Source organism: Roseobacter sp. MED193, from assembly GCF_000152965.1.
Taxonomy (GTDB): domain Bacteria; phylum Pseudomonadota; class Alphaproteobacteria; order Rhodobacterales; family Rhodobacteraceae; genus Pseudophaeobacter.
In genome coordinates this window covers 3,688,130-3,708,604 of the sequence record NZ_CH902583.1, presented here as the reverse complement: position 1 = coordinate 3,708,604, position 20,475 = coordinate 3,688,130, and the positions used below count along the sequence as shown (strand labels likewise).

The window sequence follows — 20,475 nt, the reverse complement described above, 5'->3', positions numbered from 1 at the left end:
CAGGAACCTATGGAAAACGTTGTTCTCATCATCCATCTTCTCTTGGCTCTTGGCCTGATTGCCGTCGTGCTGCTGCAGCGCTCCGAAGGTGGAGGCCTGGGTATGGGCAGTGGTGGCGGTGGTGGCGGGGCCATGTCTGGCCGTTCAGCTGCGACAGCCCTGGGCAAGGTGACATGGGTGCTGGCGATCTGCTTCATCTGCACCTCGATTACTCTGACCGTTCTGGCGGCAAAGAAATCCGCTGGATCATCGGTTGCTGATGGCATCCTTCCTAGCACCACCGAGAGTGGCAATGCTCCGGCAGCTCCAATCGCGCCTTTGGGCAGCGATTTGTTGCCTCCAGCCGAAGGCGACAATGCGCCGCTGGTTCCCAGCGCCGACTAAGACCTAAGCCGACGACGACCTACAAGACCTAGAATTTTGGTAGAGAACCGTAACAGCATCTTGCGGTTCTCTTGCGCATGCCGCGCGAATCCTATATATGTGTAGCCCCGTGATGCAGCGGTTTTTTACAACCGTCGGGCAGCTATTTTCTGACTTCTCACGGGGGCAGCCGAACACTCATGGCGCGTTTCATCTTTATCACTGGTGGTGTGGTTTCATCGCTTGGCAAGGGCCTGGCGTCTGCCGCTCTTGGGGCTCTTTTGCAGGCGCGTGGCTACTCAGTCCGTCTGCGCAAACTGGACCCCTATCTAAACGTCGATCCCGGCACCATGAGCCCGTTTGAACATGGCGAAGTCTTTGTGACCGACGATGGCGCAGAAACCGACCTGGATTTGGGTCATTATGAGCGGTTTACAGGTGTGCCAGCCCGCAAAACCGACTCGATCTCTTCGGGGCGTGTCTACACCAATGTTCTGGAGAAAGAACGCCGCGGCGATTACCTGGGAAAGACCATCCAGGTGATTCCGCATGTGACAAACGAGATCAAAGACTTCATCTCGATCGGCGAAGACGAAGTTGATTTCATGCTCTGTGAGATCGGCGGCACCGTCGGCGACATCGAAGGCCTGCCCTTCTTTGAAGCGATCCGCCAGTTTAGCCAGGACAAGCCACGCGGCCAATGCCTGTTCATGCACCTCACTCTGCTGCCCTACATCAAGGCCTCCGGTGAGCTGAAGACCAAGCCGACACAGCACTCCGTCAAGGAACTGCGCTCCATCGGTCTGGCGCCAGACATCTTGGTCTGTCGATCCGAAGGTCCAATCCCGCGGAAAGAACGCGAAAAGCTGGCCCTGTTCTGCAACGTTCGCCCTGACAGCGTGATCGCCGCGCAGGATTTGAAGTCCATCTATGAGGCTCCCCTGGCCTATCACCGCGAAGGGATGGACCAGGCAGTTCTGGATGCCTTTGGCATCTCCCCGGCCCCAAAACCGAACCTTGCCCGCTGGGAAGATGTGGCCGACCGCATCTACAATCCCGAAGGCGAAGTCCGGGTGGCTATCGTGGGTAAGTATACCCAGCTGGAAGACGCCTATAAGTCTATCGCTGAGGCACTGACGCATGGCGGCATGTCCAACAGGGTCAAGGTCAAGATTGAATGGGTCGACGCTGAACTCTTTGACCGCGAGGATGCCACCCCGCATCTGCAAGGTTTCCATGCCATCCTGGTCCCCGGCGGCTTTGGTGAGCGCGGTACCGAGGGCAAGATCAAAGCGGCACAATATGCCCGAGAGCATAAGGTGCCCTATCTGGGCATCTGTCTTGGCATGCAAATGGCCGTTATCGAGGCCGCGCGCAATGTCGCAGGCATCTCCGAGGCTGGCTCCGAAGAGTTCGACCATGAAGCCGGCAAAAAGCGGTTTGAGCCTGTTGTCTATCACCTGAAAGAATGGGTGCAGGGCAATCACAAGGTCCAGCGCAAGGCAGATGACGACAAAGGGGGCACCATGCGTCTGGGCGCATATGACGCCACCCTGACCGAGGGCTCCAATGTCGCAGCAGTCTACGGCAGCACCCATATCGAAGAGCGTCACCGCCACCGCTATGAGGTCGACACCAAATACAAAGAAAAGCTGGAGTCCTGTGGGCTCCAGTTCTCGGGGATGTCCCCCGATGGCCGCCTGCCGGAGATCGTTGAATGGAGCGATCATCCCTGGTTCATCGGCGTTCAGTTCCATCCAGAACTGAAATCCAAACCCTTTGCCCCACATCCGCTGTTTGACGGCTTTGTGCGCGCCGCAAAGGAGGCCTCGCGGCTGGTCTAATTCGCCTTGACGCTTGAAACGAAATCTAAAACCGGTGGGGGTGACCCACCGGTTTTTGCGTTTCCCCCACTGGATTTCCCCGCACCTAAAACTTGTAGAACGCCTGCTGCTATGGCCCAATCAGCCCATTGAATATTGTGATTTTCAGGAGTTCCCTATGCGCAAGATTTGCGTTGCCCTTTTCCTTGTCCTCACCACCGCGGCCCTTGCCGAAGAGGTTGATCCTGCCCGATCCGACCTGCTGATGCAGCTGATCCGCGACAACGGTTGCAAGATGACTGATGTCGAAGCAGACGACATCCTACCCAAGCACGGCTTCGACAGAGGAGAGACCCGCGACATTATTCGGGATTGGAGGAAAGAAGGCAAACTCGACATGGGCGGCCCCCTGGGGCTGATCCTATCCGACGACGCCTGCGAGAACGGCTGAATTTCTCTGGGGTTTCTGTCACAACTGGCTTGGCCTTTGGGCAAAAATAACCAACGCGCGGCCGTGGATGCGGAAATTTAGGGCCTGCTGTGGCAGGGATAGACGATTCCTGCGCCCGTTAGCGCAAGCGCTTGCAGCCACAACTTGTTTCTTGCGGCGAGCACGCTATAGACAGGGCCAGATAATAAACGTTTTTCGCGGAGAGACCGGATCATGGCGCAAGAGATTAACCAGGAACAGTTTGACCGTATCGCAACTGGTGGCGGCTTTATTGCCGCACTGGATCAATCCGGCGGCTCAACCCCAAAGGCGCTTGGCCTATACGGCGTTACCGAAGATGCCTATTCCAACGACGAAGAAATGTTCGGCGAAATCCAGAAGATGCGCGCCCGTATCATCTGCGCCCCCGATTTCAGCTCTGGCAAGATCCTCGGGGCGATTCTCTTTGAAAAAACTATGGATAACGCCATCGATGGCACCCCTGTTCCGACCTACCTGTGGGAAAAATGCGGTGTGGTCCCCTTCCTGAAGGTCGACAAGGGCCTGGCGGATGAGGCCGATGGTGTACAGATGATGAAACCGATGCCAGAGCTCGACGCGCTACTGGCACGCGCCGTTGAAAAGGGCATATTTGGCACCAAGATGCGTTCGGTTGTCAAAGAAGCCAACCCACAGGGTATCAAAAACGTGGTGGCTCAGCAGTTTGAGGTCGGTAAACAGATCGCCGCTGCCGGCCTGGTGCCAATCATCGAACCTGAAGTCGATATCAACTCCCCAACCAAGGGTGAGGCTGAGATCTTCCTCAAGGCTGAAATCAAGGATCAACTCGATGCGCTGCCCGAGGGCACCAAGGTCTCACTCAAGCTGACCATCCCCAACGAGGCTGGTCTTTACGACTCCCTGGCAGATCACCCCGCCGTGGTCCGCGTTGTCGCCCTGTCAGGTGGTTACAGCACCGATGACGCCTGCGAGAAACTGTCCAAGAACAGCAAGATGATCGCCTCTTTCAGCCGCGCGCTGACCGAAGGCCTGAATGTCTCAATGTCCGATGATGAATACAACGGAGCTCTGGGCTCCAACATCGAAAAGATCTACCAGGCCTCGCTCTAGGCAAAGGCTGCTGATCAGACCAGATTTCAGACCGTCCCCTTGGGGCGGTCTTTTTTTGCGCTCAAATTCGACCTATGCTGCGCGAACGAGCAAGCGGGGGAAACCGGATGCCATCCAAGAAAGAACTGCTTCAAACCTTTCTCAAGGGGATCGAAACTGGCGACGCTATGGCCGCAGCCGTGGTCAACGAGGCAAAATACATCCAGCACAACCCGCAAACCCATGAGGGCAGCGAAGGCATTGCCAGCTTATTTGCGCGGCTCTCCAAGACAGATCCCAAAGTGACATTTGTCCGGGTCTTTGAGGACGGAGATTTTGCCTTTGCCCATAATGAATATGACTTCGCCAGTCTGCGCGTGGCCTTTGAGGTCTTTCGCTTTGAAAATGGCCAGGCTGTAGAGCATTGGGATAATATCCAACCGAACCAGCCACCAAACCTCTCTGGGCGCGGCATGTTGGATGGCAGTACCGAGATCACCGATCTAGAGAAGACCGAAGAAAACAGAGCCCTGGCACGCGGGTTTGTGCAAACCGTTTGTATCGAACGGCAGTTTCACAGGATCGCAGACTATGTTCACCCGAAATTGCTGCAACATCACCCAAAGATCGGCGATGGCGTCGCTGCGCTCTCCGCTGCCCTTCAGGATGTCGGACAGGCGCTGCGCTACAGTCAGGTCCATCGGGTGCTGGCAGAAGGGAACTTTGTGCTCTGCGTGAGCGAAGGCTGGCAGGGTGATGTGCATTCCAGCTTTTATGACCTGTTCCGCCTGTCTGAGGGGACGATCGTTGAGCAGTGGAACACCACAGAAACCGTGCCCCCGCGCGCAGAATGGAAGAACGACAACGGCAAGTTCTGATCGCGGCTAACGTTCAGAGCGGGCAAAGATCTCCACCAGCCAGTTCTCAAACAACTGCACTTCGGGTCTGAGCGGACCACGGGCGTTGCGCCGGATCAGATAGTGAGATTGTTGAAATGGCATCTCAGGCCCAGCAATAGCAATCCCCAACCCCCGCGCGATCGACAACCTGGCAAAGCGCGCCAGCACCGTGGCATAACCGCCACCGCCCGCCACCAATTGCAGGGCTGAGATAGACGTGTCCACGGAAAACCGAGCCTGTCCACTGGCATAGGGTAACTCATGTGCGGCAAAATAGCGGGCCCAGTGGTCTTCGTAGCCCAGAATATGAATCAATGGCCCCTGCAGCAGTTCTGACACAGAACTTGGCTGGGCAGTCCCAGCGGCGCAGACGGGTACAATGCATTCCTGCGACAGCCGCAGCGCGGTACCGTCCTCCCAATTGCCATGGCCCAGGCGAATTTCCACATCAGCATCGACGTCGTCGCGAGGCTCCGGCTCGGTCCAGATATTCGACACCAGCCGAATGTTTATCTCGGGGTTGCGCGCCGCAAATTCCGGCAATAGATGCGCCAACCATAGTGCAGCGGTGGAAACCGGCACCCGCACCGTCAAGGTTCGCGCCCTTTCAGCCCCAAACAACCGCGTCGTACAAAGCGAGATGTCCCCCAGCGCCTGACGCACTGTCAGCGCATAGGCCTGGCCCATCTCGGTTAACTCCAACCGCCGTGCCTGACGATAAAACAACTTGCTGCCCAGCCGTGCCTCCAATGAGCGGATATGCAGGCTGACGGCCGTCTGGGTCAGCCCCAGTTCTTGTCCAGTTTCGGTGAAATTCAGCAGACGTGCAGCTGCCTCAAACGTGCGCAGCCAAGTCAGGTTCGAGAGGCGGTCATCCATTTATCACCAATATTATTTGGGTATTTCTGCCAAGATTTATCATTTTACTTCCCGCTCGTCGCGGGTTTTCTTGCGTCAACGAATTGGCGCCACGCCGCTTGGGTAGGCGCGATAGCGATCTGGGAGCACAAAATGAAAGTTGGATTTATCGGTCTGGGCAATGTCGGAGCCAAGCTCTCTGGCTCTCTGTTGCGCAATGGCATTGACCTCACGGTGCATGATCTGAACTCCGATCTGGTTGCGCAGTTTGTCGCCAAAGGCGCAAAGGCCGGGACCAGCCCGGCGCAGTTGATGCGCGACTGTGATGCTGTGATTACCTGCCTCCCATCGCCTGCTGCGTCGGATGCGGTGATGCAGGAAATGCTGCCCGAGGTGAAAGAGGGCAAGATCTGGATGGAGATGTCCACCACCGACGAAGCCGAGGCCAAACGCCTGGGAGGTTTGGTCATTGCCGCAGGTGGCGCGGCTGTGGATTGCCCGGTTTCTGGCGGCTGCCACCGCGCGGATACCGGCAATATCGCTATCTTTGCCGGCTGTGACCGCGCCACATTTGAACGGATCCTGCCGTTCCTCACCACGATGGGGCGGCGCATCCTGCACACTGGCGAGCTGGGCTCGGCTTCGGTCTTGAAGGTACTAACCAACTATCTGGCCACCGTGCATCTGGTTGCCAACGCAGAGGCGCTGGTGACCGCAAAGGCGGCTGGGATGGATCTCAACACTGCCTACGAGGCGATCAAGATCAGCTCGGGCAACTCCTTTAGTCACGTCACCGAAAGCCAGGTTATTCTGAATGGCAGCCGCGATATCTCTTTCACGATGGATTTAGTGAAAAAGGACGTGGGCCTGTTTCAGGAAATTGCTGAACGTAACGGTGTGCCCTTGGAAATCAGCCCAATGATCGTGCAGATTTTTGAGGATGGCATAGCCAAATACGGCGAGCGTGAACTGTCGCCCAACATCATTCGCCGCCTCGAAGACGCTACCGGCCTGTCAATCCTAGCCCCAGGTTTTCCACCGGAAATGACCGATGACGAAGCCGAGGCCCCCGGCTACGAGGTAGTGCCTCAGGGCAAAGCGGTGGGGTAGGAAAAGTGAAGGCGGCGTCAGGGATCTGGCGCCGCCATTTGCTTCGTCATCCCCAACAAAGTGCAAGGAGAGAAGTCAAAACAGTCTGGGAGGGAGGACTGTTAGAATCGATATAGGGCGGGCCTGCATCATTTAAAGACCGGAGCACGTTTTTGCATCTGTGCGGCGATAACTTCCATCTGCTCTGGCTTACCGATCAGCTTCACCTGTTCAGCACTCTCGCGCAGCAGAACCTCGGCTTGCGAGGCACCGGATTCAGCATAGTCAATCATCCGTTTGGCGGCTCTGATGGCATTGGGTCCCTTGCCTGCGATCTCGGCAGCCAGTTCCTGCGCCGCTGCCAGGGGGGTGTCAGAAATCGAGGTCACCAGCCCCCAGGTCGCAGCCTGCTCCGCAGAGATCGGCGCTGCCGTATAGGTGAGCTGGCGCAGAACATCAGAGCGCACCAGTTTGGGCAGTAGCACCATCCCGCCCATATCGGGGATGATACCCCATTTCATCTCCATCACCGCCAGTTTGGTATCAGGGGCGGCAATCCGAACGTCCGCACCCAGCGCCAATTGCAACCCGCCCCCGTAGGTGGCCCCCTGCAGCGCTGCGATGACCGGGATCTCCAAACGGCGCCAGATCATTGACACCTCCTGCATCTCATTGGCATCGTGATGGCTACGTTCCATCAACCAGGCCTCTGGATCGGTTTTGCCCATCGACATGAAGCTCATCAGATCCAGCCCGGCACAGAAGCTCTTTCCCTCTCCCGATAGCACCACCACCCGCGCATTCGAGGCTGCAACCTGCGCACCAGCTTCCAAAATACCCTTGACCATGGCATCATCCAGAGCATTCATCTTGTCTCCGCGCGTAAGCGTGACATGCGCAATATGATCTTTGATCTCAACGGAAACCCGCGCCATGGTGGCACCTCCTGCCTGTTTCATTTGCCTAAAGACTGCCCCGGATGCTCCGTATGATCCAGCATAACGCCGGGGAAAATGCCCCTGCGTCCCGTGCCCGTCTGGGCCGTCAAACCGGATCCAGGGCCAGGCTCACTGTGGGGGCGGCAGATCTGCTGCCATGCCGCGGCCAAAACCGCGCCCATCCAGCGACATGACATAGAACTGCGCGCCCACCTGCAGCGCACTGGTTGTGACGCCAAACCGCCCCGAGGGATCTTGCAGGTTGCGCAGGATATTTCCGTTTTCATCAAATTGTATCACCATGCCCCGATGCACAGGAGCGGGGCGCACCAGATCTCCCAGACGCCAGGTGACCTTGCGAAGGAACGGATAGGGCATCAGCTTTTCCGAGGGCAGGCGCGGGCTGGCAAAGGCCAGCCAAAAGGTTCCGTCTCCCTGTCGTTCCAGGTTGTCAGGATAGCCAGGCAGATTGCCGAGAAACAACTCCCGCTCCCCCGCCTTGTCCCCCGTGAGCCAGAGTTTGTGCACCCGCGCCCGCCCGGTTTCATTGATCAGCAGAAAATCCTCAGCCTGCGACAGAGCAACCCCATTTGTATAAACAAAGCCATCGGCGATTTTTTCGACCGTGCCATCCGGCAGGCGGCGTGCCACATAGCCGCTGTTGGATTGCTCCCAAACAGTCATGACTGAGGTCGGCTTGGTACCGCCCAAGAGTTCAGGGTCAAAACGGTCCGTTGAATTTGAGAAATAGATCGTGCCGTCACGCGCAATGTCGAGTTGGTTCGCATAGATAAGCGGCGCGCCCGCCACTTCTGACACCAGGGTTTCCAGTCGCCCCGGCCCAGTCCAGCGCAGAATACCGCGATAGCTGTCTGCTATGTATAGCGCGCCGTCAGGCCCAGCCTTGAGCCCAAGCGGGCGGCCTCCCAGATCCTCGATCAATTCCGGAACCTCACCGTCAATCCGATAGAGCTTCCCCGCAAGGTCAGTGGTATAGACCGTGCCATCAGGCATAACGGCCAAATCCTCGGGGCCCACAGCCGCATCTGGCAGTAGAACCAACTCCAGGGCTGCCATAGCATCATTGCTCTCAAAATCACCGGTAAAGGCCGGCGCCTTGAGCGGCTCATAGACTTCTGGAGTCAAGGGGACCGGCCAAAGGGTCAAATACCCCAACCCTAAGGCGAATACCGCCAGAAAAGCCTTTTTCATTCCAAATCTCCCGTTAAATTTGCGCCAGTCTGCTCTGAGTTGTGACTGCACGCAAGCCTTGCCGCAGCATGACAATTCGCGCTATCTGCGCTGCATGAAAACGCCTCGCTATACCCCGCTTGCCCAGTCCCTGCCCTCCACAGTGCCCTTCGTCGGCCCAGAAACTCAGGAGCGCAGCCGTGGCAAAGCCTTTGCCGCCCGACTTGGGGCCAACGAAAACATCTTTGGCCCCTCCCCACTGGCGATCGAGGCGATGCAACAGGCGGCAGAGGAAATCTGGAAGTATGGCGATGCCCAAAGCCATGATCTCATCCAGGCGTTGGCGGCTTATCACGACATCCCGGCGCAAAATATCATTGTTGGCGAAGGCATCGATGGGTTGCTGGGCTATCTGGTGCGGCTGCTGATTGGCCCTGGCGACGCAGTTGTCACCTCGCAAGGCGCCTACCCCACCTTCAACTACCATGTGGCAGGGTTTGGCGGCAGCCTGCATATGGTGCCCTACGCCGACGACCACGAAGACATACAGGCGCTCTTTGCCAAAGCAGCAGAGGTCAACGCCAAGCTGGTCTACCTGTCGAACCCCGACAACCCAATGGGCAGCTGGCATCGCGGGCAAGACATTGTCGATGCCCTGGCACAACTGCCTGAGGGGGCTTTGCTCTTGCTGGACGAGGCCTATGTAGAATGCGCGCCTGAGGGCACTGCAGCACCAGTGGATATCAATGATCCCCGTGTCATTCGCATGCGGACCTTCTCCAAGGCCTATGGCATGGCGGGCGCTCGGGTCGGCTATGCCCTGGCGCAAGCGGATCTGATCCAGGCCTTCAACAAAGTGCGTAACCATTTTGGCATGAACCGCGCTGCCCAGGCTGGCGCATTGGCGGCCCTCCAGGACGAGAGCTGGCTGACCCATGTGCGGGGGGAAATTGCCTCCGCTCGCACCCATATTACCGAGATTGCGGCGGAAAATGGTTTAACCGCCTTACCGTCCGCCACTAATTTTGTCGCCATCGACTGCGGCCAGGATGGTGCCTTTGCCAAATCCGTATTGGAGTCGCTCTTAGAACAGGACGTTTTTGTCCGTATGCCCTTTGCCGCGCCCCAAAACCGCTGCATCCGGGTCAGCTGCGGGCCCGACGAAGACCTCGCGCTTTTTGCAGCAGCCCTGCCTGTTGCTCTGAAAGACGCCAGAGGCGCTTCTGCCTCCGACACCTGACGCGGCCCCACGCCTGCACGGCCTGCAAACGCCCCAATCCTGGGCGCATCACAGAATTCGTGGGCGTTTTACCGGACTTTCATCCCTCACGCGCTAGCTTCTTAGGGTAGACACCCAGGAGGCCTCGCTATGGACTATGATGACAAGAATAGAAATGCGCAGCAGACCGACTCTGAGCAGCAACAAGAACCGATTGATCTCTTCGCTGCCGCGCTCTCTTTTGTAGGGCTCAATCTAATGTGGGTCTTCTTTGCCGGCTGGATGCTGTTTGGCATGGTGCCGGTGTTGATTTTTGCCTTGTTTCTGAACCATCTCATTGACCGCCTCGAGGATCATCTTCAGCACCCAGAGACCTGAAAGGCGCGCGGCCCTCCGCCCCTTGACCCTACAAGCCTGCGCAGAACACTTAGGCGCCCTGGCACTGGCGCGCCAAGCGAATGAGACACCTTCGGGATCTCGCCCTCGCGGCCCTACTTTCGCGGCTTAGGTCTCGCCAAAATCTGCGCCGCAGCACTCAACGCACCGCTCCCATGCGGGATCTTGAGCGCCTGAAGCCCCGCCTCAACACCGCCCAGCAGCCCCATGATCATCTGGCCATTCACATGGCCCATGTGGCCCAGCCGGAAATGACCATGCCATTCTGGACTGTCCGGAGGGGCCAGTCCCAGACCAATCCCTAGCGTCAAGCCGAGATTCTGCTCCAGCCATTGGCGCAGCTCGCTGGCGCGCGGCGTGGGCAGGTGGAGGGCAGTCACCGCATGCGAGCGCAAGGTCGGATCTGTCACGTTCATCCGCAGCCCCTGTTCGGGATCATCAATCTGCCCCCAGGTCTCACAGGCTGCCCAGATCGCCTGCGCCAATTGTGCATGCCTGGCCCAGACCTGTGGCAGCCCCTCGGCGTGGATCAGATCCAGAGCCGCCCGCAATCCGAATAGGTGGTGCGTCGGTGCCGTGCCGCCAAAGTACTGATAAAACTCTTGCGGGTTGGCGCGTGGGTGCCAATCCCAATACCGGCTGATCCGGGGCAAACAGGCCCGCGCTTCTGCCGCCTTGTCGTTGAAAAAGACAAAGCTCACCCCCGCTGGCGTCATCAGCCCCTTTTGGCAGGCAGCCACCATGACATCGACGCCCCAGGCGTCCATTTCAAAACGGTCACAGCCCAGCGAGGCAATGCAATCCGCCATCAACAAAGCAGGGTGGCCTGCCTCGTCCATCACAGTGCGCAGGGCCGAGAAATCGTTGCGAATTGAGCTGGAAGTATCCACATGCACCCCCAGCACCGCTTTGATCTCGTGGGCCTTGTCCGCCACCAAGCGCTCAGCCACCCTGTTCAGGTCCCAGGCTGCGGCCGTGCCAAAATCAATCAGCTCGACCTCAATCCCCAAAGCTGCGGCCATTTCTGACCAGCCAATGGCAAAGCGCCCAGAGGCCGGGACCAGTACCTTATCGCCCGGTTGCAGCGTATTCATCAGCGCCGCTTCCCAGGCCCCATGACCATTGGAGATATAGATCGCCACAAAATGAGCGGTTCCTGCCACGGCCTTGAGGTCCGGGACCAGACTGTCCGTCAAGGTCAACAGCTCTCCCGCATAGATATTGGGGGAGGGTCGATGCATCGCCTGCAGTACCGGATCCGGAATCACCGATGGTCCTGGAATTGCCAAATAGGGCCGCCCGCCCGATGGGTTTGAGATTGTACGCATCTTATCTGTCCCAAATGGGATCGAGACCTGCTCTTAGCGGGCCGCGACCAGGTGAATTCACGGCAACCCTAGCCTGTGCTTTGCTGAGGTCAATCTTGGAAAACCTCTATTCGCAGCCCTAAGTTAGCTCTCAACGCCGGGGGAGCGGTCGGGCAGAAGAGATGCACAACGCTTGCACCCCGGCCATGAGCTGCTTAAATGGCCCGATCAAGACACGAGAAGGCGCCAGATGACATTTGAGTTTCGACACTCTCCAGCCGGGCAGTCCCATCATGAGCAATGAACACACCCCGTCCAGCGCGCAGGAATACACCTCCTCGCGCGAGCTGATCGGCTGGCTCTGGCGCGGTTATCTTCGGCAATACATGGGACTTTTGGGCATCGCCGTGATCTTTATGTTGATCGAGGGTGCCACCATGGGGGCGCTCGGCTACATGATGCAGCCCATGTTTGATCTGGTATTTGTAGCGGGCAACACAGATGCTTTGTTCTGGGTCAGCCTTGCCTTTCTGGGAATCTTTTCAATGCGCGGTATCTCCAGCGTCACCCAGAAAGTGCTCCTGAGCAAGGTTTCGCAGAGTTCGGCAGCGCGCCTGCGCAAGGACATGTTGGCCCGTCTCATCCGTCAGGACCCAGCCTTTCACCAGACCCATGCGCCAGGCCTTTTGTTGCAACGCGTGCAAAGCGATGTCGGCGCGATCAATGCTGTATGGCAAGCGATGATCACCGGCGCCGGCCGCGATATTGTCGCGCTGGTGGCCGTGTTGAGCGTGGCCGTCAGCATTGACTGGCGCTGGACCCTGATCCTGCTTATTGGTGTGCCAGGGCTCTTGCTGCCTATTTCGCTGTTGCAAAAATATGTGCGCCGCAAGGCCTCGCAAGCCCGTGACCTGGGCGCCACACTGGCCACCCGTCTGGATGAAATTTTTCATGGCATTGTGCCAATCAAACTGAACAAGCTTGAAGACTACCAACTGGGCCGGTTCTCCAATCATACGGACCAGTTTGTCAGGGCCGAGGTCAAATCCGCCTTTGGCACCTCAGCGATTTCTGGCATGACCGATATTATGGCAGGCGTCGGGTTCATGGCAGTTCTGCTTTATGGCGGCTCCGAAATCATTGCCGGCGAAAAATCCGTTGGCCAATTCATGAGTTTCTTCACCTCCATTGGCCTTTCCTTCGAGCCGATGCGTCGCCTGGCCAATATCTCTGGCATCTGGCAAGCCGCCGCAGCTGCTCTTGAACGGATCAAGGCGCTGATGGATGCGCCAATCTTGCTAACCTCTCCTGACAATCCCAAACCCGCCCCGAAAGGCCTGCCAAGCATTCACCTGAAAGATGTCAACCTGAATTACGGCGAAGCGGAAATCTTGCGTAACCTCACGCTCGACGCCGAAGCGGGCAAGACCACGGCCCTGGTGGGGGCCTCCGGTGCCGGGAAATCTACTATATTCAACTTGCTGACTCGCATGGTGGATCCACAATCGGGCGCAGTGCAGATCAATGACACCAGCGTGGCCGATCTCGCCACCGAGGACCTGCGTGGGCTATTCTCAGTCGTGACCCAGGAAGGCCTGCTGTTTGACGAGACCCTGCGTGAGAACATCGTTTTGGGGCGCAAGAACGTCAGCGACGAAGACCTGCAAAAAGCGCTTAAGGCCTCCCATGTGGCGGACTTCCTGGAAAAGCTGCCCGATGGTCTGGACACGCTGGTAGGCCCGCGTGGCTCGGCGCTTTCCGGTGGACAGCGTCAGCGGGTGGTGATTGCGCGTGCGCTGCTGCGCGACACGCCAGTGCTCTTGCTGGATGAAGCCACCTCAGCGCTGGATGCGCAGTCTGAAAAGGTGGTGCAGCAGGCTCTGGACAGCCTTGCCGGGGGGCGCACCACGCTGGTCATCGCCCACCGTCTTTCCACTGTGCGTAACGCCGACAAGATCATCGTGATGGAACGAGGCCAGGTTGCCGATCAGGGCACCCACGACGAGTTGCTGGAACGCGGCGGTATCTATGCCGACCTCTACCGGTTGCAGTTTCAAGATGGCAAAACTTTGTTGGATCCCAAAGGCATTGCAGCACAGATCCCCACTACAGTAACCTCGGAACAATCCGCACCCAACGGCTGGTTCCGGCGCCTGTTCACGCGGCTCTTAGGCTGAAAACCCCACTGTGAGACAAGTGCCCCCGATACCTAGTACGGGTGCCCTGTCTTGGCCTTGCGCTATTTTTGATAGTCCCGCGCCAGTTTCTGCGGATCTGCGCCAAGGAAATAGCGCAAAAGGATCCGCAGATTGCGCGTGCCACAACGCCACCAGCCGTCACGCTGGTAGCGCGCCGCACTGGTCAGGGCCGCCACAGGCAGTGGCGTCAAAGATGTCAGGCGACGCACCAGCGCCACATCCTCCATCAAGGGCTGATCCGGAAACCCTCCCGCCGCGACATAGGCCGCGCATGGGACCAACAGCCCCTGATCGCCATAGGGCAGCCCAAAGAGCCGCGCCCGCAGGTTTGCCCATCCGGCAACCAGTGCCGGTGCCACCCCTTTGGCGCGAAATCGAAGTTGGAAATAGGCGGGGGTCGCCTCCTCCTCCTGAATATGCGCCGCAACCACTGAAGCCCAGCCAGGGGCCAGCTGCGTGTCCGCATGCAGCACCAGGATCCACTCTCCCCGCGCCAAAGCACAGCCACGCCGCAGCTGCCCACCACGCGAGGGTGCGCCCGCCGCCAGTTCAGCTCCAGCTTCCTCCGCCAGCTCCAGCGTCTTATCCGTCGAACCACCATCGCTGATCACCACCTCACGGATAAGCCCTTCAGCCAGCCCCTCCATCAGCGCGCCCAGACTGCCCGACAGCTCGGCCGCGGAATTCAGGGTTGGGATCACAACAGAAATTGGCGCGGGCATGGTGTTTTCCTGGTTCAACTCGGATTTCGTTCCTATATCACTACTGACAGGCTTGGCCACGCCCCCATTGGGTGACCCCGCCAGATCATATCATTGCCCGTAGCCTAGATCGCGCGGGCCCCTTTGGAGAATTCGCCATGCGCCCGCGCAAGATCCTTCGCCTATCCGGGGCTGACGCCCGCGATTTCCTGCAAGGGCTAATCACCAGTGACGTCAATAAGATCGACCAGGGCCTGGTCTATGCCGCCCTGCTAACGCCCCAGGGCAAATATCTCGCTGATTTCTTTCTGGCAGCGGATGGTGAGGACATTTTGTTGGATGCGGATGCCGACCAGGCTGAGGCCCTGATGAAACGACTGACTATGTATCGCCTGCGTGCCAAGGTAGAGATCACCGAGACGGACCTGAAGGTAAAGCGTGGCACCGGCGCCGCCCCAGCTGGTGCCCTGGCGGATCCTCGCCATGCGGAACTGGGTTGGCGGCTGATCGGCTCGGAAGTCGGCGCAGATGAGAGCGATTGGGACGCGCTGCACGTCGCCCACTGCATCCCGCGCAGTGGCATCGAACTAGGACCCGACAGCTATATCCTTGAGTCTGGCTTTGAGGCTCTCAACGGGGTGGATTTCCGCAAGGGCTGCTATGTGGGCCAAGAGGTGACCGCCCGCATGAAACACAAAACCGAGCTACGCAAAGGCCTGCGCGTGGTCGAGATCACCGGCTCCGCCCCGGTGGGCAGCGAAATCACCGCTGGTGGTAAGGCCGTCGGCACAGTTTTCACCCAATCCAACGGGCAAGCAATTGCCTACCTGCGCTTTGATCGCGCAAAGGGTGAAATGACGGCCGGTGACGCCAAGTTGAACTGGCAGCCATAACTGGCGAAAGCCCCGCGACGGCGCCGAATTTTTGCCAGCGTTATCATTTTGTTGCAACTTTGCAGGGAACTCTGTGCCACACTAAATGTCTCTTCTTGCGAACCAAAGGACAGAACGGACCCCATGCACACACATATTTCCGGAGCTCATATACACCGTAGCTGCCTTGCCCTCGCCCTGACCTTCCTGCCTGCCCTACCTGCCACGGCCCAGTATTGGGAATTTGGCGATTGGCGGGTCTTTGTCGAGGTCCAAGAGACAACAGAACACACCAGCCGGACCTGCACGGCCTTGACCGGTGGCGATGGCGAGCCCTCACTGCGCCTGTCGGTCTATGATCTTGATGCAGGCCCACCCTCTGACTATCCGGCACCAACGCTATACGAATCGGCAATCCGCGGGCACTCAACCCTGGTCCAAAACGGCCAGGCCGTGGGCTTTGTCTTTGACCAACAGGCAGCCTTTTATGGCATCGCAAATGGCTACTTGGACGCAGATGGCTTTGCCCATGCCGAGGCAGCGCCGCGCTGGCAGGATACGCCCAATATGCTGCGCTGGATGAAGGCCGGTCAAACCATCGACATTCGCACGGTCCAACCCTACGGCCCAGGACAGGCGATCATGCAGGCCTCGCTCAGGGGGTTCACTGCCGCCTATGGCAAGATGATGGATGAATGTGGCTTTCAGATCGAAATCACCGACCCAAGCTAAAACAAATCCGCGAAGGCATGATCATCGGCAATGGAAGTCCCCCTGCGCGCAGTGCAGGCAGAGCAGCCCTCCTGCGTCACCGCTGCGTCGCGTCCGGCTGAAGGGTCACAGCGTCACCCGCGTTTCAAGCCCCGGCTCTCAGCGAGAAAAAAGAAACCCCCGCACGCCCCAGGGGCAAGCGAGGGTTTTTAATTCGGCGGACCCAGGATCAGGCGCGTTCGGAGTAATCCATAGTGTCGGTGTTAACCACGATCATCTCGTCTTGACCAACAAAGGGCGGCACCATCACCTTGACCCCATTGTCCAAAATTGCCGGCTTAAAGGAGTTTGCAGCAGTCTGCCCCTTCACCACCGGCTCTGTCTCGACGATCTTGCAGATCACCTTCTGCGGCACAGTGGCGTTCAGCGCTTCTTCTTCATAGAATTCCACTACGATGGTCATGCCATCCTGCAGGAAAGGACGGCGGTCCCCCAGCAGCTCAGCAGGCAGTTCGATCTGCTCGTAGGTTTCGGTGTCCATAAAGACCAACATGCCGTCGCTCTCATAGAGAAACTGCTGGTCTTTTTGCTCCAGACGCACGCGCTCTACCTTGTCGGCGCTGCGGAAACGTTCGTTCAGTTTGGAGCCATTGCGCAGGTTGCGCATTTCCACCTGAGCAAAGGCTCCACCTTTACCGGGCTTTACGTGATCGACCTTGACTGCGGCCCACAGACCGTCGTTGTGCTCCAGAACATTGCCGGGGCGGATCTCGTTACCATTGATCTTGGGCATCTGAAAAATCCATCTGGGAAGGTTGATGATATATTAAGCGACCCTATATCTGTCGTGGTCCCGGCTGGCAAGACAACGATATCTCGTAGCTGCAGCGCTAAAGCTATGCAAAATTTGCATGAAAGCTATGCATATACAGGCTATCCGAATCGTCACAGTTCCGTCATAAGGAACGCCACGCCGAGAATTGCAATAGCAAGAACAATAAAGGAAACGGGATGCGAGATTTCGTTGACGGCACCGCATACAACAATGAACAGGGCAATCGGGCGCGCAAGCTCTTTGCTGCTGTGGTGTTGGCCGCGTTGGATGATGCCATTGCCGATGATAAAAAATATGGCAACGGCCCCGAACAGATTGCCCGCTGGGCACGCTCACGCGATGGTCGCGAAGTGCTAAGCTGCGCTGGCATTGACCCAAATGAGCGGGTTGTTGGTGGATTGATGGATTTTGTTGGTCGGGGTGTCCGCACCTCTGTTGCTCTGTCGCGCGAAGAAAGCGAACGGCGCAACGCAGCTCAGGCCGAAGCTGCCTGAAGCTGACCCAAGGGCCCAAAGGGCAAACAAGATCATCACAGATCTATAGAAAAGCGCGTCCTGGGGGGCGCGTTTTTTCGTTCTCTCGCCTAGAGAGAGGATGGAGGTCGCACATGGCCGTTCCAGGGGCGGTTTTTCCTACGATCTGCCCACCCATTTCACTAACCTGATCAAGAAAGCTCTTTTCCTTGCCAAACCAATCGGCAATCAAGCAGGAAAGAAGAGGCCAGCTTAGGAGAGAGCCATGACGGCACGCGCACTGATGATCCAGGGCACCGGCAGCAATGTCGGGAAATCGCTGCTTGTTGCTGGGCTGGCACGGGCCTTTGTACGTCGCGGATTGAAAGTGGCCCCCTTTAAATCCCAAAACATGTCCAACAATGCGGCGGTTACGCCGGAGGGCGGGGAAATCGGGCGAGCGCAGGCGCTGCAGGCCCGGGCGGCGGGTTTGGCGCCCCATGTGGATATGAACCCGGTGCTGCTGAAACCTGAAACAGATACTGGCGCCCAGGTCATTGTCCAGGGCAAGCGGCGCGGCACCCAGGCCGCTGGATCCTTCATGCGTGACAAGACCGGATTGATGGAGGCCGCACTGGACAGCTATCACCGGCTGGCGCAGGGCATGGACCTGATCCTGATCGAAGGCGCAGGATCTCCGGCAGAGACCAACCTGCGCAAGGGCGACATCGCCAATATGGGCTTTGCCTGCGCGGTTCAGGCCCCTGTGGTGCTGGTGGGTGATATCCACCGTGGCGGCGTCATCGCCCAGCTTGTTGGCACTCAGGCGGTGTTGGATTCGCAAGATCTGGAACGGATTGTCGGCTTTGCAGTGAACCGATTTCGGGGTGATGTCAGCCTGTTTGATGCCGGGCGCGATGATATTGCCCGACGCACGGGCTGGCCTTCGCTGGGGGTGATTCCCTGGTTCTGGGAGGCCTGGAAGCTGCCGGCCGAAGACATGATGGATATCGCCTCGCGCCGGGGCGGTGCCTGCAAGGTGGTTGTGCCGCAATTGGAGCGCATGGCGAATTTTGACGATCTAGACCCACTGGCTGCCGAACCCGAGGTGACGGTTGAAATCGTTCCCCCAGGGCGGGCCCTGCCGGGAGATGCGGATCTGATCCTGATTCCAGGCAGCAAATCCACAATTGGCGATCTCGCCTATCTACGCGCCCAGGGTTGGGATATCGATATCCTTGCTCACCACAGGCGCGGCGGCCATGTGCTGGGGCTCTGCGGAGGCTACCAGATGCTCGGCAAGACCATTGACGATCCCCTGGGTGTTGAGGGCGCCGCAGGCAAGGTTCCCGGCCTGGGGCTGCTCGATGTGGATACAGTGATGTCACAGGACAAGCGCGTCACCCTCACAGAAGCCACGAGTATTGAGGGAGGCCTGCCTGTACGAGGCTACGAAATCCACATGGGGCGCACAACTGGCCCCGGCTGCAAACATGGTTGGCTCAAAATTGGTGACCGGGTTGAAGGTGCTGCCTCGCCTAATGGGCGGGTCTTAGGATCCTACCTGCACGGGCTCTTCACTGCGGATGGCTTTCGCGCAGCGTATCTGGCCCGGCTCGGCTATGACAGCTCTACTGAGTATGAAGAAAGCGTCGATGACACGCTGGATGCCTTAGCAGATCATCTGGAGCAGCATATGGACCTGGACCATCTGCTGTCATTGGCAACGCAGGTCCCCAGCCCATAGGGAATAAAGACGAAGAATCTTGAAACTCTGCGGGGATCAGGCCACAGCCGCGCCCCTTGGCTTTGTCAGCCCATCGGGGTCGCTCATAGCTGCTCCAGTCAGATCAGGTCCTGAGCCGCCAGAGCACGTTGGATTTCACGCCGGACCAGCTTGCGCACATTGCGGGTGATTCTCTCTCCCAGCGCGCCCTGCAATTCACTGCGCACGATATCGGCGACCAGCTCGCGCAGGCTCTCTTCATCGAGATAGCTTTCCTCGCCGCTATCCGAGTTCAGAGCATCCAAAGCCGCCTCGGTGACGGCTTCCTCGGCCAGTGTGTCTGCAGCAAAATCAGCCTCTGATCCATCCTGATCAGGCGACGTAAGCGCCTCGTCACCATCCGCCTCGTCGTCCCCTGTGTCATAGTGGTCCTGCCACTCAAGGGTTTCTATATTGGTGCCAGCATAGGGATCGCGAGACACGCCATCGGGTTCCCACTGGCCACTCGAGCGCGCAACCTTGGCCTCCAGCTCGGCAATTTTCTGCACCACCGCCGAGACCCGTTGACTGCCATCCAGTTCAACATCCTGCTCTGCTGCTGCCGCCAAATCCTGCTCTTGCCCGGCAACCGTCTCGCCCATCTGCGGCGTAAGATCAGAGGTCTCTTCCCCGGAGGGCGGCGATGCGGTCTCTACAGTGCCAAACAGCGTCGCCTCAGGGTCCCGCCAAGGTGCGGCCTCCTCATGCTCCAGGGTATCCGAAGCCTGATCATCGTCAGTCTGGGGATCCGCTGTGTCAAAGCCGTCATCCTGAGACTGGCCTTCGTCAGCACCGGTGCTGTGAACTGTGTCATGGGGATGCAGAGCCACAACCTCGGCAGGGTCCAATTCGGGCTCAACGTCGGACTCCATTGGCGCGTCAAGCTGCGGATCTGGGTCAGACTCGGTCACAGCCAAATCAGCGCTGCTCTCCATCAGTTCAGCGTCCTTTGACGGATCAGCCTCGACCTCTGTCGTCTCTGACAGATCATCCGCCACCCGCAACGCCGGTGTCAAAACCAAACGCGAGTTAGGCTTTGGCTGCTCTGGTTTCTGCACATCCGATTCTGAAGCCGACGGTTTTTGCTCTTTGGCATCCCCCATCGCAGCGGGCGCCGCAACCTGACGCGGCGCAGAACGCCCGTCCTCGCTCACCAATCGGCGGATTGAGGACAGGACATCTTCGATTTCGGCCTGCGTTACAGGATCGGACATTGTATTTGAACCACTCTAGCCTTTGCGACGAGTGTAGCTCCCCTGCCGCAATCGCACAACATTTAGAGACACTTTTAGTTTTTTCCCGGCATTGTTTCCACCGG

Annotated in this window: 20 protein-coding genes; 13 read left to right on the top strand and 7 right to left on the bottom strand. The window is 58.3% G+C overall.

From position 1 onward, the window contains the following. The first annotated feature begins 9 nt into the window (after positions 1–9). From secG to MED193_RS20175, 5 genes are all read left to right on the top strand, one after another. Positions 10–384 (top strand): preprotein translocase subunit SecG, encoded by a 375-nt coding sequence (gene secG, locus MED193_RS20195; protein WP_009811636.1) that lies wholly within the window; start codon positions 10–12, stop codon positions 382–384. 179 nt (positions 385–563) lie between these two features. Next, positions 564–2,207 carry a CTP synthase gene (locus MED193_RS20190; RefSeq protein ID WP_009811635.1) on the top strand — a complete coding sequence of 548 codons (1,644 nt, stop codon included), beginning with the start codon at positions 564–566 and terminating at the stop codon, positions 2,205–2,207. A gap of 157 nt (positions 2,208–2,364) precedes the next feature. Further along, complete coding sequence (locus MED193_RS20185; RefSeq protein WP_157041433.1) at positions 2,365–2,637, top strand: hypothetical protein; 273 nt, start codon at positions 2,365–2,367, stop codon at positions 2,635–2,637. A 213-nt stretch (positions 2,638–2,850) separates the two neighbouring features. Further along, positions 2,851–3,747 (top strand): fructose bisphosphate aldolase, encoded by an 897-nt coding sequence (locus MED193_RS20180; protein WP_009811633.1) that lies wholly within the window; start codon positions 2,851–2,853, stop codon positions 3,745–3,747. A 107-nt stretch (positions 3,748–3,854) separates the two neighbouring features. Beyond that, positions 3,855–4,604 carry a nuclear transport factor 2 family protein gene (locus MED193_RS20175; RefSeq protein WP_009811632.1) on the top strand — a complete coding sequence of 250 codons (750 nt, stop codon included), beginning with the start codon at positions 3,855–3,857 and terminating at the stop codon, positions 4,602–4,604. Positions 4,605–4,610: 6 nt separating this feature from the next. On the opposite strand, the gene MED193_RS20170 is transcribed toward MED193_RS20175, so the two are convergent. After that, positions 4,611–5,504: a LysR substrate-binding domain-containing protein gene (locus MED193_RS20170; protein WP_009811631.1), complete on the bottom strand. Its 894-nt coding sequence runs from the start codon at positions 5,502–5,504 to the stop codon at positions 4,611–4,613. A gap of 132 nt (positions 5,505–5,636) precedes the next feature. Here MED193_RS20170 and MED193_RS20165 point away from each other — a divergent pair, with 132 nt between their 5' ends. Continuing rightward, a complete protein-coding gene (locus tag MED193_RS20165; protein ID WP_009811630.1) occupies positions 5,637–6,593 on the top strand; it encodes an NAD(P)-dependent oxidoreductase in 957 nt (318 codons plus the stop codon). Positions 6,594–6,721: 128 nt separating this feature from the next. Here the strand turns inward: MED193_RS20165 and MED193_RS20160 are convergent, their stop codons facing one another. Both MED193_RS20160 and MED193_RS20155 read right to left on the bottom strand, forming a co-directional pair. After that, on the bottom strand, positions 6,722–7,507 hold the full coding sequence (locus tag MED193_RS20160; protein ID WP_039966460.1) for a crotonase/enoyl-CoA hydratase family protein: 786 nt from the start codon (positions 7,505–7,507) through the stop codon (positions 6,722–6,724). A 132-nt stretch (positions 7,508–7,639) separates the two neighbouring features. Next, entirely contained in the window at positions 7,640–8,722 is a 1,083-nt protein-coding gene (locus MED193_RS20155) for an SMP-30/gluconolactonase/LRE family protein (RefSeq protein WP_009811628.1), read from the bottom strand. Between the two features lie 94 nt (positions 8,723–8,816). Here MED193_RS20155 and MED193_RS20150 point away from each other — a divergent pair, with 94 nt between their 5' ends. Beyond that, the gene (locus tag MED193_RS20150; RefSeq protein ID WP_039966457.1) at positions 8,817–9,941 is read left to right on the top strand and encodes a pyridoxal phosphate-dependent aminotransferase; all 1,125 of its coding nucleotides are present in this window, start codon (positions 8,817–8,819) and stop codon (positions 9,939–9,941) included. Between the two features lie 129 nt (positions 9,942–10,070). Then, positions 10,071–10,298: a hypothetical protein gene (locus MED193_RS20145; RefSeq protein ID WP_009811626.1), complete on the top strand. Its 228-nt coding sequence runs from the start codon at positions 10,071–10,073 to the stop codon at positions 10,296–10,298. 113 nt (positions 10,299–10,411) lie between these two features. On the opposite strand, the gene MED193_RS20140 is transcribed toward MED193_RS20145, so the two are convergent. Next, on the bottom strand, positions 10,412–11,644 hold the full coding sequence (locus tag MED193_RS20140) for an alanine--glyoxylate aminotransferase family protein (protein WP_009811625.1): 1,233 nt from the start codon (positions 11,642–11,644) through the stop codon (positions 10,412–10,414). Positions 11,645–11,916: 272 nt separating this feature from the next. On the opposite strand from MED193_RS20140, the gene MED193_RS20135 reads away from it, so the two are divergent. Then, the gene (locus MED193_RS20135) at positions 11,917–13,800 is read left to right on the top strand and encodes an ABC transporter ATP-binding protein (protein ID WP_009811624.1); all 1,884 of its coding nucleotides are present in this window, start codon (positions 11,917–11,919) and stop codon (positions 13,798–13,800) included. A 62-nt stretch (positions 13,801–13,862) separates the two neighbouring features. Here the strand turns inward: MED193_RS20135 and MED193_RS20130 are convergent, their stop codons facing one another. After that, positions 13,863–14,543, bottom strand: a complete 681-nt coding sequence (locus tag MED193_RS20130; protein WP_009811623.1) for a TIGR04283 family arsenosugar biosynthesis glycosyltransferase — start codon at positions 14,541–14,543, stop codon at positions 13,863–13,865. A gap of 137 nt (positions 14,544–14,680) precedes the next feature. Between MED193_RS20130 and MED193_RS20125 the strand changes: the two genes are divergently transcribed. Together MED193_RS20125 and MED193_RS20120 are read left to right on the top strand one after the other, a co-directional pair. Beyond that, positions 14,681–15,415, top strand: coding sequence for a folate-binding protein YgfZ (locus MED193_RS20125; protein ID WP_039966454.1), 735 nt, complete (start codon positions 14,681–14,683; stop codon positions 15,413–15,415). A gap of 123 nt (positions 15,416–15,538) precedes the next feature. Next, a complete protein-coding gene (locus MED193_RS20120) occupies positions 15,539–16,126 on the top strand; it encodes a hypothetical protein (protein ID WP_009811621.1) in 588 nt (195 codons plus the stop codon). 208 nt (positions 16,127–16,334) lie between these two features. On the opposite strand, the gene efp is transcribed toward MED193_RS20120, so the two are convergent. Then, positions 16,335–16,898: an elongation factor P gene (gene efp, locus MED193_RS20115; protein ID WP_009811620.1), complete on the bottom strand. Its 564-nt coding sequence runs from the start codon at positions 16,896–16,898 to the stop codon at positions 16,335–16,337. A gap of 218 nt (positions 16,899–17,116) precedes the next feature. On the opposite strand from efp, the gene MED193_RS20110 reads away from it, so the two are divergent. After that, a complete protein-coding gene (locus tag MED193_RS20110) occupies positions 17,117–17,434 on the top strand; it encodes a DUF6280 family protein (protein WP_009811619.1) in 318 nt (105 codons plus the stop codon). A gap of 244 nt (positions 17,435–17,678) precedes the next feature. After that, entirely contained in the window at positions 17,679–19,139 is a 1,461-nt protein-coding gene (locus MED193_RS20105; RefSeq protein WP_009811618.1) for a cobyric acid synthase, read from the top strand. 98 nt (positions 19,140–19,237) lie between these two features. On the opposite strand, the gene MED193_RS22415 is transcribed toward MED193_RS20105, so the two are convergent. Next, positions 19,238–20,371 (bottom strand): hypothetical protein, encoded by a 1,134-nt coding sequence (locus tag MED193_RS22415; RefSeq protein ID WP_009811617.1) that lies wholly within the window; start codon positions 20,369–20,371, stop codon positions 19,238–19,240. Between the last annotated feature and the right edge of the window lie 104 nt (positions 20,372–20,475).